Annotated in this window: 15 protein-coding genes and 2 tRNA genes; 10 read left to right on the top strand and 7 right to left on the bottom strand. The window is 70.8% G+C overall.

Translation table 11 applies throughout. The features are described 5' to 3' along the window. Positions 1-32 precede the first annotated feature (32 nt). A complete protein-coding gene (locus CACI_RS52815; RefSeq protein ID WP_041540485.1) occupies positions 33-509 on the bottom strand; it encodes a hypothetical protein in 477 nt (158 codons plus the stop codon). Positions 510-910: 401 nt separating this feature from the next. Here CACI_RS52815 and CACI_RS27200 point away from each other — a divergent pair, with 401 nt between their 5' ends. Together CACI_RS27200 and CACI_RS46115 are read left to right on the top strand one after the other, a co-directional pair. Beyond that, the gene (locus CACI_RS27200) at positions 911-2,047 is read left to right on the top strand and encodes an RNA ligase (RefSeq protein WP_015794080.1); all 1,137 of its coding nucleotides are present in this window, start codon (positions 911-913) and stop codon (positions 2,045-2,047) included. 75 nt (positions 2,048-2,122) lie between these two features. Next, a complete protein-coding gene (locus CACI_RS46115) occupies positions 2,123-3,115 on the top strand; it encodes a phosphatase domain-containing protein (protein WP_015794079.1) in 993 nt (330 codons plus the stop codon). An 8-nt stretch (positions 3,116-3,123) separates the two neighbouring features. On the opposite strand, the gene CACI_RS27190 is transcribed toward CACI_RS46115, so the two are convergent. Continuing rightward, complete coding sequence (locus tag CACI_RS27190) at positions 3,124-3,639, bottom strand: AAA family ATPase (protein WP_085953867.1); 516 nt, start codon at positions 3,637-3,639, stop codon at positions 3,124-3,126. Between the two features lie 68 nt (positions 3,640-3,707). Continuing rightward, the gene (locus CACI_RS27185; protein WP_015794077.1) at positions 3,708-4,931 is read right to left on the bottom strand and encodes an amino acid deaminase/aldolase; all 1,224 of its coding nucleotides are present in this window, start codon (positions 4,929-4,931) and stop codon (positions 3,708-3,710) included. A 157-nt stretch (positions 4,932-5,088) separates the two neighbouring features. Here CACI_RS27185 and CACI_RS51470 point away from each other — a divergent pair, with 157 nt between their 5' ends. From CACI_RS51470 to CACI_RS27170, 3 genes are read left to right on the top strand one after another with little or no spacing between them, the layout of a single operon-like run. Further along, the gene (locus CACI_RS51470; protein ID WP_015794076.1) at positions 5,089-5,811 is read left to right on the top strand and encodes a hypothetical protein; all 723 of its coding nucleotides are present in this window, start codon (positions 5,089-5,091) and stop codon (positions 5,809-5,811) included. Continuing rightward, a complete protein-coding gene (locus CACI_RS46110) occupies positions 5,811-7,871 on the top strand; it encodes a S8 family serine peptidase (protein WP_190276636.1) in 2,061 nt (686 codons plus the stop codon). Before CACI_RS51470 ends, CACI_RS46110 begins: the two co-directional genes overlap by 1 nt. Before the next feature lie 16 nt (positions 7,872-7,887). After that, on the top strand, positions 7,888-8,433 hold the full coding sequence (locus CACI_RS27170; RefSeq protein WP_015794074.1) for a dihydrofolate reductase family protein: 546 nt from the start codon (positions 7,888-7,890) through the stop codon (positions 8,431-8,433). Between the two features lie 18 nt (positions 8,434-8,451). Here the strand turns inward: CACI_RS27170 and CACI_RS27165 are convergent. The 4 genes from CACI_RS27165 to CACI_RS27150 form a co-directional block, all read right to left on the bottom strand. Continuing rightward, positions 8,452-8,540: transfer RNA gene (locus tag CACI_RS27165), tRNA-Leu, on the bottom strand. 7 nt (positions 8,541-8,547) lie between these two features. After that, positions 8,548-8,621, bottom strand: a tRNA-Leu gene (locus tag CACI_RS27160). 261 nt (positions 8,622-8,882) lie between these two features. Next, positions 8,883-9,791, bottom strand: a complete 909-nt coding sequence (locus tag CACI_RS27155) for a hypothetical protein (protein ID WP_015794073.1) — start codon at positions 9,789-9,791, stop codon at positions 8,883-8,885. 37 nt (positions 9,792-9,828) lie between these two features. Further along, positions 9,829-10,191 (bottom strand): DUF1844 domain-containing protein, encoded by a 363-nt coding sequence (locus CACI_RS27150; RefSeq protein WP_143765958.1) that lies wholly within the window; start codon positions 10,189-10,191, stop codon positions 9,829-9,831. Between the two features lie 420 nt (positions 10,192-10,611). Here CACI_RS27150 and infC point away from each other — a divergent pair, with 420 nt between their 5' ends. From infC to CACI_RS27125, 5 genes are all read left to right on the top strand, one after another. After that, positions 10,612-11,364: a translation initiation factor IF-3 gene (gene infC / locus CACI_RS27145; RefSeq protein WP_015794071.1), complete on the top strand. Its 753-nt coding sequence runs from the start codon at positions 10,612-10,614 to the stop codon at positions 11,362-11,364. Positions 11,365-11,502: 138 nt separating this feature from the next. Beyond that, positions 11,503-11,697 carry a 50S ribosomal protein L35 gene (gene rpmI / locus CACI_RS27140; protein WP_015794070.1) on the top strand — a complete coding sequence of 65 codons (195 nt, stop codon included), beginning with the start codon at positions 11,503-11,505 and terminating at the stop codon, positions 11,695-11,697. Positions 11,698-11,751: 54 nt separating this feature from the next. Continuing rightward, positions 11,752-12,141, top strand: a complete 390-nt coding sequence (gene rplT / locus CACI_RS27135; protein ID WP_015794069.1) for a 50S ribosomal protein L20 — start codon at positions 11,752-11,754, stop codon at positions 12,139-12,141. 46 nt (positions 12,142-12,187) lie between these two features. Continuing rightward, positions 12,188-13,006, top strand: coding sequence for a TrmH family RNA methyltransferase (locus tag CACI_RS27130; RefSeq protein ID WP_015794068.1), 819 nt, complete (start codon positions 12,188-12,190; stop codon positions 13,004-13,006). 208 nt (positions 13,007-13,214) lie between these two features. Further along, a complete protein-coding gene (locus CACI_RS27125; protein ID WP_041540484.1) occupies positions 13,215-14,327 on the top strand; it encodes a sensor histidine kinase in 1,113 nt (370 codons plus the stop codon). The last annotated feature ends 64 nt before the right edge of the window (positions 14,328-14,391 follow it).

Raw genomic sequence — 14,391 nt, 5'->3', positions numbered from 1 at the left:
CGTCAGCGGGCCGAATCCAGCCCGTGGGCCCCTTACTCGGTGTAGGTGCCAGCGAGGAGATCTGCAACTTCGTGGGTGAGTAGAACGCCGTAGCGCTGATCGTTGGGGCCGGTGACGATTGCGAAGTTGGCAGAGATATCGCCAGCGACGGGGTTGGGTTGCCCGGCGAGGAACCCGCATCGCAGCGTGATGGTCTGTCCGGCGAACGCTTTGGCGTTGGCGTCGTCGGAGATGGCCAGCACGCCCTCGACGTAGCCGGTCTCGAGCCGGTGCTCAGGCCCGTGCCATTGCCCGTCCCGGTCACGGAACGCGTAGGCAACGAGGAAGGGCCGGCCGGCCTGCAAACCCCAGTCCTTGACGTTCCTGGTGCTCCAGACCTTGCCCATGGCCAGGTCCGCTTCGGGGACGGGGAAATCGGCCTTGGCGATCAGTTGCTGGACTCGTTGACGACTGACGTCGAACAGCTTGCCGATCTCGGCAGCCCCCATCAGCGGATTCTTAATAGCCATGATCACTATCATACCTAGTTACCTGACTATAGGCAAGTGACTAGTGGTCGCTGACCAGAACTGCAGGGCCAGCCGCCTTGACGGCATCGCGGTGCGCGACCACTTGGTTGGTGACGAAACGGTCATACGCCGCATTTAGGGCGCCGTTCCAAGAGCAAGCGTGCGGTGATGAATGGCAAATGCCAGCGAAGAAACTGCCCCTGACCTGTGGTGATAGTTCTTCGCCCCATGGCGGTGTAGCCCTACCAGGCCAACACAGATTTAACACAGCAGCCTCGAAAACGGGCCCGCAACACCGTTACCGCACCGCCCAACGCAATGATGTGACACGATCTGACACGGTGGCCGTCACGAGGGTGGCGTCCTTCCAGCGCAGCTCAGGGAAGGTATTCGGTGCTCAAGTGCGGTTGACGTCGACCAGCCAGGTCCACGCCGACCATTATGACCAGAACTGGGAACAGTACGAGCAGTACTGGACCTCCGTCACCACCCGCACTCGCGGCCTGATCGTGGACGACACGACCGGCCGCGTGGCGGCGTGGTGTCTGCCGAAGTTCTTTAATCACGGCCAGCACGGCACGTTCGACTACGCGCCGACGCTGCCCGACGAGCCCTTCGAGGTCTACGACAAGGTTGACGGGTCCCTGGGCATCGTCTTTCACTACGACGGTGCGTGGCACGCGGCGTCGAAGGGTTCGTTCATCTCCGATCAGGCTGCCTGGGCTCAGCGCTACCTCGCCAAGGCGGACACCTCGGCGCTGGATCCGTCGGTGACCTACCTCGCCGAGATCGTCTATCCGGAGAACCGCATCGTCGTGAACTACGGCGATCGCCGGGACCTGGTCCTGCTCGCGGCGTTCCGGGCCGACGGCTCGGAGTTGGCGCTGCGCGATGCGGCGCCGGCGTGGGAGGGCATCGGCTCGGTCGTGCGTACCTACGACTGGACCGACACCTTCGGTGTGCTGGCTGCGCTCGCTGAGAAGAACCAGCATCTCGACGGCGCCGATGCCACCGGCACTGATGCCGAGGGCTGGGTCATCCGCTTCGCCTCGGGCGTGCGCACCAAGACCAAGCTCACCGGCTATGTCTCGCTGCACTACCGGCTGACCAGTGTCGGCCCGCGCCAGCTGTGGCGCGCGCTGGCGGTGCAGCTGTACCCGGAGGCGACCGATGTGCAGATCGCGCAGGCTGTCGGGGTGCAGACCAACGAGGTCGTCGGCATGCGCCGGGTTCCCGGTGGACCGCTGGCGCCGCTGCTGGCGGACGTGCCCGACGAGTACGACGCCTGGGTGCGCGGCGTGTGCGACGAGCTGACGGCGCGCGCCGCGGAACTCACCGCGAGCATCGAGGCGGCGCACAGCTCGCTGGCGCATCTGGCCGGCGACCGGGGCGCTTACGCGAGGGCGGCGAAGGGCTTCGACGGGTTCGTGCGCGCCGGGATGTTCCTGCTGCTGGACGGACGGCCGATCGCCATGCACGTGTGGCGCGCGGTGAAGCCGGAGGCGACCGAGGCGTTCCGGGACGATGACGAGGGCTGAACCCTGAGCCCTGAGAACTGAGCCCTGAGCCCTGAGCCCTGAGCCCGAGAACCGAGAATTGAGAACCGAGGACACATGGAAGACCACTCCATCGACGACGCGTTCCCGGACGCCGGACCCGAGACGGTGCCCACCGGTCCCGGCGTGCGGGCCGCCAAGCCGGTGGTCCATGTGATGCGCGGGCTGCCGGCGTCGGGGAAGTCGACGCTGGCGCGGCGGATGATGGCGGAGTCCGAGGGCCGGATGCGGCGTGTCAGCCTGGACGAGCTGCGCCGGATGATGGACGACAACGACGGCTCCAAGCGCCTGGGCCGCCGGTACGAGGAGACGGTGCTGGCGGTGCAGGACGCGGTGGTGCTCGCCGCGGTCGAGGGTGGGTTCGACGTCGTCGTGGACAACACCCACCTGGTCTCGCGGATCCCGAAGCGGCTGAAGAACCTGCTCGGCGGCCGGGCGGCGTTTCAGGTGCACGACCTGACGGACGTGGACGTCGAGGAGTGCGTCAAGCGCGACGCGCAGCGCCCGAACCCGGTGGGGGAGGAGCACATCCGGGCCATGGCGCTGCGGCTGGCCTCGACGAAGTCCTCGGGCTGGAAGCTGACCGCCGCCGACCTGAACGCCGTCGCGCCGGTCTCGGCCTACGTGCCGGACCCGGCGCTGCCGGCGGCCGTGCTGTGCGACATCGACGGCACGCTGGCCGACAACAGGAACCGCGGGCCGTACGACTGGCAGAAGGTCGAGACCGACGAGCTGATCGCCGCGACCGCCGACGCCCTGGTCGCGTTCGCCGCACGCGGGGACCGCGTCGTCCTGCTGTCCGGGCGCGGCGAGGACGTGCGCGCCGGGACCGAGCGCTGGCTGGCGAAGCACGGCGTGGCGTACGACGAGCTGTGGATGCGCAAGGCCGGCGACACGCGGGCGGACGACATCGTCAAGGGCGAGCTGTTCGACGCGCACGTCCGGCACCGGTTCGCGGTCCGGGTGGTGCTCGACGACCGGTCGCGGGTCGTCGCGCTGTGGCGGCGGATGGGGTTGACCTGCTGGCAGGTGGATTACGGGGACTTCTGAGCAGCACATTAACCCAGCAGCGCGCGCACCTCAGCGGCGACCCGCGCCACGTCCACTGGCACCGTGGTATCCACTTCCAGCACCCGCCCGATCCCGACCGGTCCGCTGAAATCCGCCTCCCAGCGCTCCGGCGTCAGCGTCAGACCCGGATGCACCGCGTGGCGCTCGCCGGCCACGCCGCGCTCGCGGAACCGCTGGATGACCACGTCCCGTGGCGCCGAGCAGTGGACCTCGACGAGCGTTCCGCCCTCGCTCAGCGCGCGCAGCGAGGCGTTCTGCCCCTCGTGACCGGTCCAGAAGTTGGCTTCCAGCACGCACTCCGGCGCGTCGGCCGCCAGGACCCACAGCATTTCCATCGCCGCCGCGCCGAGCCGCTGCGACCATGCCAGGTCTACCGGGCCGTTCTCGGTCAGGACGTCGTGCATGCGCTCCTTGATGGTGTCCTTCGCGAACAGCGGCATGTTCAGAGCACGGGCCAGCGGTCGCGCGATCGTCGTCTTTCCGGCGCCCGGTGCGCCGCCGATTCTGCATCAAACACAGCTCATCACGATCGTGCGACGCAGGTGACGCAAGGGTTCCGCTTCGTCCACCGTCACAGGAAGGTCTTACCCTCGCCGCGGTACGTCGGGACGGAGCGGATCACCTCGTCGCCCGAGATCAGGTGCAGCGTGTCGAAGCGCTCGCACAGCTCGCCGGCCTTGGTGTGCCGGAACCACACCCGGTCGCCGACGCGCAGGCTCGCCGCGACCTTGCCCAGCAGCGGCGTCTGGACCTCGCCGGCGGCCTCGTTCGGGTCGTAGGACAGCCCCGGCGGCAGGTAGGGCTGCGGGAGCCGATCCTTGCCCGCCGCGCCGGAGGCCGGGTAGCCGCCGCCGAGCGCGGTCGCGGTCTCAGGTCCCGGGCGGCGCACCACCGGCAGCGCGAACAGCGCCGCGGGGCGGCCGCGGAAGGAGCGGTAGGAGTCGAACAGCCAGGGCTGGTAAAGGCCGGAGCCGGCGGCGATCTCGGTGACCGCCTCCTCGGCGGTGGTGCGCTCGATGCTGCCGGTGCCGCCGCCGTTGACGAACTCCAGCGGCGCCAGCTCGCGGACCGCCGCGACGATCGCGCCGCGCCGGGCCGCCAGCTCGCGCGCCGAGCGGCTCTGCATCGCGCGGATCGCCGCGCCGCGCAGCGGGCGTCCGGGGGGCGCGTCGCCGACGCCGGCGATCTGCGACTCGTAGGCCATCAGCCCGACCAGCTTGAACTGCTCGCGCCGCAGCACCTCCCGGGCCATCGCCGCGACCTGCGCCGGAGTGTGCAGCGGGGAGCGGCGCGCGCCGATGCGGATCCGGCCGGCGGCGGTGTGGAAGGCGGCGTCGATGTCGATGCAGACCCGGATCGGCGCGGACTGCCCGCCGGGCGTGCCGGCCACCGCCTTCTCGATCAGGTCCAGGTGGTCGGTGCTGTCGATCATGACCGTGACGGCGGCCAGCGCGGTGGCGTCGGCGGCCAGCTCGGCGTAGGCGGCGCGGTCGGCCGAGGGGTAGGCCACGACGATGTCGTCGAAGCCCTCCGCCGCCAGCCACAGCGCCTCCGGCAGCGTGAAGCCCAGGATGCCCTGGTAGCCCGGCAGGCTCAGCACTTCCTCCAGCAGCGCCCGGCAGCGCACCGACTTGCTGGCCACGCGGATCGCCTTGCCCGCGGCGCGCCGGGTCAGGTCCTGGGCGTTGGCGTGGAACGCGTCGAGGTCGACGGCGGCGAACGGCGGCTCGAAGGCGGCGGTCGCGGTGTCGAGGCGGCGGCGGTCCGCTGCGGGTCCGGGCGGGGAGGCGGGCATGAGATCAGCGTCGCACACGCGAGCGGCGGCGCGGTAGGTGGCGGCGGCGGTTTGGTACCGGTGAGTAGGAAGAGTTCGGGTTACGCCGGCGGCGGACCGGCCGCTAGTGTTCTGGGGTTCGAGAGTGAAGAGGGGTGTTGGGTGGACGCGGAGCGGCATGCCTGAGCGCTACTGGATCGGCGCGGCGGTGAGCGTCGCGGTCGGGGCGGCGGTGGCGGCGACCGCGGTACTGGCCACGTCCGCGTCGGCGAAAGGCGTCCAGCCCGCGGTGGTCTCGCCCGCGCGGCAGGCCGATGAGGCGGTGCGCGCGCTGTGGCGCACGAAGCCGGTCGAGCAGGTGTTCCCGGCGACCGTGACGCTCGGGAGCCAATACGTGCGCCTGGGCATCGCCGATCCCGCGGCCTGCGCCGTGCTGCCGGCGGACTTCCTTCTCGAACTGGCCTCGGAGGCTCCGGGCACATCGTGTGTCAAGGTTCTGCGCGCCACGTACACCGACATCACGCAGACCGTCTTCGCCACGGTCGGCGTCGTGGTCATCGGCGGCGAGGCCTCCGCGCGGGACAAGGTCTGGCGGCAGTGGACGCCCGACGAGGCCGCCAAGCAGCCGGACACGATGCCGGACGTGGTCCCCTTTCCCCGTACGGTGGCCGCCGGCCTCACGGACACCCAGCGCGTGGCGTGGGACTCCCAGGCTTCCAACGACGGCTCGTACCTCATCTATGTGGTGACGGCGTTCGGCGACGGCCGCGCCGGTTCCACGGACACGGACCTGCGGACCGGGCTCGGCAAGGATCTGGTCGCCGATTCGCCGCCGGTGCAGGCGGCGTCCGGGCTGTCCCAGATTTTCGCCAACGAGTTCACCAATACGGGGAAGGGCTAGTGAGGACCGCTCCGGAGCTCGGGACGAGCAGGACTTCCACGCGCGTGCGCCGAGCCTCGGCCCTGGCGGTCGCCGCCTTGCTCCCGGTGCTGGTCGCGGCGCCGGCGGCGCGGGCCGACGAGGTGCGGTCGGCGCAGTGGCCGATCACGTTCCTGAACCTGCCGCAGGCCTGGAAGACCACCAAGGGCGCCGGCGTCACGGTCGCGGTGCTCGACACCGGCGTCGTGGGCTCGCGCGCGGACCTGACCGGGCAGGTCACGACCGGTCCGGACCTGGTCGGCGGGAGTGGGAAGCCGGGGGATCCGGACTGGGGCGTGCACGGGACCGGGATGGCTTCGGTGATCGCCGGGCACGGGCACGGTCCCGGCGGCAGCCAGGGCGTGATGGGCGTCGCGCCGGCGGCGAAGATCCTGTCGGTGCGGGTGATCCGGGACGACGAGAGCCCGGACACCGGGCTGCAGCAGGCCTCGCACACCCCGATCTCGCAGGGCATCCGCTACGCCGTCGACCACGGCGCGCAGGTCATAAGCATGTCCCTCGGCGGCACGGTGTCCGGCGCGGACAGCGACAGCACGAACGAGGCCGACGCGGTGCGCTACGCCATCGCGCACGGCGTGTCGGTGGTGGTGTCGGCGGGCAACTCCGGCGACAAGCCGTCGAAGGACGTCACGGAGTACCCGGCCGGCGAGCGCGGGGTCATCGGCGTGGCGGCGGTGGACCAGAACGGCAAGCGCGCCTTCTTCTCCTCGACCGGATGGGACGTGGCGGTCGCCGCACCCGGCGTCGCCATTCCGATGGCGCTGCCGGTCAACGACCTGGCGGGGGACACCTACGCCGACTTCGGTCCCGAGATCGGCGACGACATCCTGGTCGGCGCGGGGACGAGCCCGGCGTGCGCCTACGTCGCCGGGGTCGTGGCGCTGATCCGCTCGGAGAATCCGGCGCTGAGCCCGGAGCAGGTGGCGCAGATCGTGAAGGACACCGCGTCGCACCGCCCGGCGCAGGGACGGAACGACCAGCTCGGGAATGGGATCGTGGACCCGGTGGCGGCGCTGAAGGCGGCGGCGGGGGTGGCCGGGACGCCGCCCGCGCCGAAGGCGTCGCCGTATCAGGGGGCGAAGTACTTCGGCTTCGGGCCGGAGGTGGTGGCCGAGCAGCGGATCGGCGGGCTGAACGAGCGCCGGCGCGGGATGGTCGACGCCGCGGTGGCGGTGACCGGGTCGCTGGTACTCGGCGGGTGGTTCGTGGCGCGGGGACGTCGGCGCGCGCGGGCCGCGGCGTTGCTGGCGCCGGTCGTGATACCGGTGCCCCTGCCGATGCCGATCGGGTTCATGCCGCTCGGGCCGATGCCGATCGGTCCGATGCCGGTGCCCGGGCCCATGCCGCCGGTGTCGGTGACGGTGCCGAATCCGTTTTTGGCCGGGGTCCCGGCCGAGATCCCGGCACCCGTGCCCGAGCAGCCGCGCGTCTGGGCTCCCACTAAAGTCGAGCCCATGACCGACTTCGCAGGACGCACGCTGGCTCCCTCCGCCTTCACCAACGACGACGGAGGCGCCGACCCTGCGCTGCTGGCCGTCCTGGAGGCGCACGGCCGGAGCGAAGCGGCGGTCGAGCACGCGTACGGGTACCTGCTCAACGCGCGCGTCCTGGCGCCGATCGTCGCGGTGCTCGGCGAGGCCGAGGAAGTGACCGACGACCAGGGCCGCACCCTGCGCCGCGACAAGAACAGCGACATGGCGCTGGTGACGCTGGTCGCGCCGGACGGCACGCGCGCGCTGCCGGTGTTCACCTCGGTGCGCGCGCTCGTCGAGTGGAACCCGGAGGCGCGGCCGATGCCGGTGGCGTTCCCGCGGGCCTGTGCGGCGGCGCTGGCCGAGGGGGCGGAGATCGTGTTGGTGGACCTGGCGCGGCCGTCGTTCCTGGAGGTCGAGCCGGCTGCCGTGCGCGCCTTCGCCGCGCTGCTGGAGAAGACCGAGGCCGAGGCGAGGACCGAGACCGAGACCGAGACCGAGACCGGCGACAATGCCGGCGAGGCCGCCGACGAGGCGACCGCGAGCTGAGGCGGAGGCGGACGGCATGCGCAAGGTCGTCGTGTACGAATTGACATCCCTCGACGGAGTCGCCGAGGACCCGGACGACTTCATCGCCAACTGGGACGAGGCGATGGAGGCCAACCTCGCCGACGTCATCGGCTCCCAGGACGCCGTCATCCTCGGCCGCCGCAGCTACAGCGCATGGGCGCGGTTCTGGCCGAAGAGCGACATCGAACCGTTCGCGAGCTTCATCAACGGGGTCGCCAAGCACGTCGCGACCTCGACACCCCTCGACGCCGACTGGCAGAACGCGACGGTCCTCCAGGACGGCGGCCTGGTCCCAGCCGTGCGCGCGCTCAAAGCGCAGAGCGGCGGCGACATCGGCGTCCACGCCAGCCTCTCGGTCGCCCGGGAGCTGCTCGCCGCCGGCGCGGTCGACGAGCTCCGGCTCGTGATCGCCCCCCGCATCGCCGGCGGCGGACGACGCCTGCTCGACGGCCTGCCGGGGATCGCGCTGGAGACGCTCGAGACCGAGGTCTCGCCGACGGGTTCTCTGCTCGTCCGCTACCGCGTGCTGCCGACCAGCTGACCGTCGACAAGCGACTTCTGGTGCACTCGAAGGGATTCGAACCCTTATGCCCGTCGCCGGGCCCCGGCTTCTCAGACCGGGCTGTCAACCAGTTGCAGCACGAGTGCTCGCGGGTGCTCCCGGCGGGATTCGAACCCGCACTGACGGCGTTCTGAACGCCGCGCCTCTACCGATTGGGCTACGGAAGCAGGTCTTTGCTGCTGCTTCCGGGCTCGCGGCGCCACGAGAAAAGGCCGCCCGCCCGGAGGTTCCCCTTCCGGCGGGCGGCCCTGGGACCGTCATGTGGTGACGGTCAGGCCGAGATCTCCTCCGGAAGGCGCATAAGGCACAGGTACCGGAGGACGCACAGTCGGGTCGCTGCGACGGTCATGTCCCTGCTCCTTCCGATCTCGGCTTCGGATCCGCTTGGTGAGTACAGATTGCCGCGCTCGCAGAGTTCGGACAACTGATTAATCCATCCCCAGCTCGCGCAGGATCTCCTTGGAGAATCGGTCGCCACTGGACAGCTCGAGCGCCGTCACGGCGAGGGCGGCCAGCGAGCGGACGATGCTGACCGGACGGGTCGCCACGTCCTCATACGTCCGCAGCGCGACCTCTATCTCGGTCTCGAAGTCGCGGTGCGCTCCGCCGATCATCAGCTCGCGCAGGCGGTCCAGCGTGGTCTGCATCAGCTGGTGGACGTCCGGATCCTCGCGCCAGGCGGCGGTCTCGCGCCGGAGCCGGGCCAGCACGATGCGGGTGTCGCCCCGCTCGGTCATCTCGGCGAGTCCGGAGCCCTCCGCCAGGGTGACGAGGGCGCCGACGTGGTCGTGGGCCTCGTCCCGGATGTAGGCGGGGATCTCCCACGGCGGAGCCGCCATCGCCGCCGCGGACATCGATTCGTAGCGTCCGAACAGGATGGCGTCCCGTCTGACCGGCTGGTTGCTCGTCCCCTTCACGCCGTGCAGGAAGGTCGCGACGATCGCGCCGATCTCGCGGACGCCGTCGATGCGCTGCCGGACGGCGCGCACCGTCGCGGCCGCCTCCCCGATGCCGCCGCGTTCGACGTCCTCGTCGAGTCGGCCGAGCATCGCCCACAAGGCGGCGTCGGCGTCCGTCGCGATCTGGTTGATCTCGGGCCCGGCGCGGCCGGCGAACGCCCGGCGCTGCTGCCGGCGCTGGATCCGGCGGAACAGCACGGAGATGATGAAACCGCTGGTGGTGAAGCCGGTCATGCCGGAGAGCAGGTTGACCCAGTAGGGGTGCCGGAAGAGCAGGTCCGGGCGTGCCATCTCCAGCGCGGAGCCGGCGGCGAAGGACACGATGGAGAACACCGCCAGGAGTACGATGATCGCACGGGGCAGGTCGTCCTCGGACACACGCCGAGTTTATGCGTTCTCTGATATACCGAACAGCCTACGCGCGGGCGTAGACCGCTCCGGTGAACTTCTCGCCCGGGCCCTGCCCCGGCTCGTCCGGGAACGGCGAGGCCTCGCGGAACGCCAGCTGCAGCGTGCGCAGGCCGTCGCGCAGCGGGCCCGCGTGCTGGGAGCCGATCTCGGGGGCGGCGGCGGTGATCAGGCCGGCCAGGGCGGTGATCAGCTTGCGGGCCTCGTCCAGGTCCAGGTCGGCCTCGCCGTTCTCGGCCAGGCCGAGCTTGACCGCCGCGGCGCTCATCAGGTGGACCGTCACGGTGCCGATGACCTCGACCGCGGGGACGTCCGCCAGGTCGCGGCGCTCGGCCGGGGCGTCCCGGCCGTCGGCCGCGGCGGCGGGAATGTCCTGGGGGTGGGCGGCGTTGTCGGTCACTGCGGCTCCTCGCGGGGGATCTTTCGATGTGCGGATCCAGCTTCCCACGGCGGCGGCGGTGGTCCTCGGGCGGTGACCCGTGGTCACGGCGGCCGGCCGGAAGCTGCTAGTATCGGTTCCACGACCGATCGGGCATGCTCGCGCGTGCCTCGATCCGCAAGCGGAGATTCCATCTCCCACCTGGTTCGCCTCCGGGCGGACGGGTCCCGGTCAAACAGCCTCACGCCAGAGGTGTGTGGGCGGCGTTCTTCGCCGCTCCGGCACGTCTCGGCGTCGGTCAGTTCCGGTGGTGGAGCCTCGCATGCGTGTCGTGCGGGGCTTTTGCGTTTTCGCGCAGGAGCCGCGCACCGAAGAAGAGGCGGGCATTGAGCCCAAAACGTAGGAGGCCCCATCAGCACTGAGCCCCGTATCAACGACCGGATCCGCGTTCCCGAAGTGCGGCTGGTCGGCCCCAACGGTGAGCAGGTCGGCATCGTGTCGATCCAGGACGCGCTCCGGCTGGCTCAGGAGCAGGATCTCGACCTGGTCGAGGTCGCGGCGACCGCACGGCCGCCGGTCGTCAAGGTCATGGACTACGGCAAGTACAAGTACGAGTCCGCCCTGAAGGCCCGTGAGGCGCGCAAGAACCAGGCGCACACGGTCATCAAGGAGATGAAGCTCCGCCCGAAGATCGACCCGCACGACTACGAGACCAAGAAGGGTCACGTGGTGCGGTTCCTGAAGGCCGGGGACAAGGTCAAGATCACCATCATGTTCCGCGGCCGCGAGCAGTCCCGGCCCGAACTCGGCCGGCGCCTGCTGAGCAAGCTCGCCGAGGACGTGGCCGAGCTCGGCTTCGTGGAGTTCGCGCCGAAGCAGGACGGCCGCAACATGATCATGGTCCTCGGCCCGCACAAGAAGAAGACCGAGGCCATGGCCGAGGCGCGGCTGGCCAAGGAGCAGCGCAAGGCCGGCGGTGTGGTCGGGGAGACCGAAACCGCCGACGCCGAGGCCCTGGACACCGAGGTGCTCGACACCGAGGCCCTGGACACCGAGGCCGAGACGACCGAGACCGCCGAGTCGGCGGAGTCGGCCGAGCAGACCGAAGGCCTTGTCGGTGCCGCCGCGGCGGCCGCCGACCAGACCGGCGAAGAGCAGTCCTGACCACGGTCAGGCCGGACCGGCCCCGGGACCTGAGCCCCCCGCGCTAGCTGCGGGGCGGCCGCCCCGGGGCGAGAGCGAGAGCGGATCCGTGTGGGTAGCACCCCACGGATCCGCCCCATGTGAAGGAGAAACGGCGCCATGCCGAAGCAGAAGACCCACAGCGGTTCCAAGAAGCGTTTCAAGGTGACCGGCTCGGGCAAGATCATGCGCGGCCAGGCCGGCATGCGCCACAACTTCGAGCGCAAGTCCTCGGAGTACACCCGGCAGCACACCGGCGAGGTCGAGGTGGCCAAGTCCGACGTCAAGCGCATCAAGCGGCTGCTCGGCCGCTGAGCCGCCCCGCGGCGCACAGCCCCCCGACCTAGTTACTGAGCAGGAGATAGAACAATGGCACGCGTCAAGCGGGCAGTGAACGCCCAGAAGAAGCGCCGGGTCGTCCTCGAGCAGGCCAGCGGCTACCGCGGCCAGCGCTCGCGCCTGTACCGCAAGGCGAAGGAGCAGGTCACCCACTCCCTCGTCTACGCCTACCGGGACCGCAAGGACCGCAAGGGCGACTTCCGCCGGCTGTGGATCCAGCGCATCAACGCCGCGGTCCGCGCCGAGGGGATGACCTACAACCGTTTCATCCAGGGCCTGCACCTGGCCAACGTCGAGGTCGACCGCAAGATGCTGGCCGAGCTGGCCGTCAACGACGCCGACGCGTTCCGCGCGCTGGTGGAGGTCGCCAAGAAGGCGCTGCCCTCCGACGTCAACGCGCCGAAGTCCGCCGCCGCGTAGTCCTGGCGGATCGAGCCCCACTTCGCCAGAACAGGCACGGTGAGCTATGAGCGAGGCGAGTCCTGAGCTGTCCAACCCGCGCGCACCCCGCGCGGTGGCGGCCCGGCGGCTCGCCTCGCGGCCGTTCCGGGCCAAGCAGCGGCTGTTCCTGGCCGAGGGCCCGCAGGCGGTGCGCGAGGCGGCGGACCTCGACGGCGTGCTCGTCGAGCTGTTCGCCACCGGCGAGGCCGCCGAGCGGTACGGCGAGATCCTCGCCGCCGCCGGCAAACAGGGCTCGAAGATCACGATCGCGACCCCGGAGCTGCTGGCTTCGTTGAGCGAGACGGTGACGCCGCAGGGTCTGATCGGCGTGTGCCGCTTCCTCGACGTCCCTTTGGAGTCCTTCCTGGCCGCGCGCGCCCCCAAGCTGGTCGCGCTGCTGGCCCATGTCCGCGACCCCGGAAACGCCGGAACGGTCATCCGCTGCGCGGACGCCGCGGGCGCGGATCTGGTGATCGTCACCTCCGAGTCGGTCGACGTCTACAACCCCAAGGCGGTGCGCGCCTCGGCCGGCAGCCTGTTCCACGTGCCGGTGGCCGTCGGCGTCAGCGCGCAGGAGGCCGTTGACATGCTGCGCGCGGCCGAGCTGCGGGTCCTGGCCGCCGACGGCGGCGGCGCGGCCGACCTCGACGACGAACTCGACGCCGGCCGGCTGGCGGCGCCCACATGCTGGATGTTCGGCAACGAGGCCTGGGGACTGCCCGAAGCGCTGCTGGCGCTGGCCGACGAGGCGGTCCGGGTGCCGATCCACGGCCGCGCCGAGAGCCTCAACCTGGCGACGGCGGCAGCAGTGTGCTTATATTCCTCTGCCCGGGCGCAACGCTGAGCGCGTCCTGCGCGAGTCCGCTCGGAGTCCGCAGGCGGTCAGGGTGGCGAATGGTTCGCCACCGTGGTCGGTGATCCGTCCGAGCGGAACGATGGGTCTGGCGGATCAACGGAAGGTGACGCCGAAGGCGCACAGCGCGACGAGTGGGCAGGTGAGGAGGATTCGTCAGGTGACCGTTTCGGTCGGGGCACGCGGGGCGCGATCCGGCATGCGGCTGTTCGCCGGCGCCCTCGACGGCCTGCTGGTCGCCGACGACCTGCCCGACGGCTTCGTCGCCGCCGACAGCGAGGGTCTGGTCCGGGTCTTCAACCGGGCCGCCGTGACGCTCACCGGCATCCCCGCCGACAGCGCCCTGGGCCGTCCGTTCGACGAGGTGTTACCGCTCCGCACGGTCGACGGCCGCGACTGGTGGGGTCTGACCGACCCCTATGGCGGCTTGAGCATACGGACCGGGCATCGCGAGGCGCAGCTGTTCCTGCCGGAAGACCCCGGGAAGGACGACCCCGAGGCCGGCACCGAACTGCTGGTCACCGCGCGCTACCAGCGCCGCGACGGCCGCTCGACCCCGGTCACCGGCCTGGTCGTGGCGCTGCGCGGCACGCAGGCCCGGCGCCGCCGGGAGCGCCGGCAGTCCGACCTGATCGCGACCGTCGCGCACGAGCTGCGCTCCCCGCTGACCAGCGTGAAGGGTTTCACCGCGACCCTGCTGGCGCGCTGGGACCGGTTCACCGACGACCAGAAGCGGATGATGCTCCAGACTGTCGACGCCGACGCCGACCGGGTCGTGCGCCTGATCGCCGAGCTGCTGGACGTGGCGCGCCTGGACTCCGGCCGGATGGAGCTGCACCGGATCCCGGTCGACCTGCGCGGACTGATCACCGATCAGGTGCGCGCGTGCGTGGCTCAGGGCGTGCCGGAGGAGACGTTCCGGATCCGGATCCCGCGCGGACTGCCGCCGGTGGCGGCTGACCCGGACAAACTGCGTCAAGTCCTGGCTAATCTTTTGGAAAACGCGGTGCGGCACGGCGGAGGTACTGTCACTATTGAGGCACGGGCTGAGGACGACCGGTTCCGCCCGGACAGTCTCCATACTGAAGGTGTGTCGAGCGTGGCGGTTGCGGTGAGCGATCAAGGTCCCGGGATCCCGGATGACCAGCTCACGCGCGTCTTCACCCGCTTCTGGCGGGGTGGCCGTCGTGGCGGGACCGGCCTCGGCCTGTCGATCGTCAAGGGTCTGGTGGAAGCGCACGGCGGCCTGGTGTCCGTCGGCAACGGCGCCGACGGCGGCGCTCGCTTCCGATTTACGTTGCCCGTCGCGTAGGGCGGCTCAGGCCTGACCCGACGCGCGGGCTTGTTCTGGCGCCCCCGCGTGGGCGCGATCTCTG

The organism is Catenulispora acidiphila DSM 44928 (assembly GCF_000024025.1).
In the GTDB taxonomy this organism is placed as follows: Bacteria; Actinomycetota; Actinomycetes; order Streptomycetales; family Catenulisporaceae; genus Catenulispora; species Catenulispora acidiphila.
This window is presented reverse-complemented; position numbering and strand designations above follow the sequence as displayed.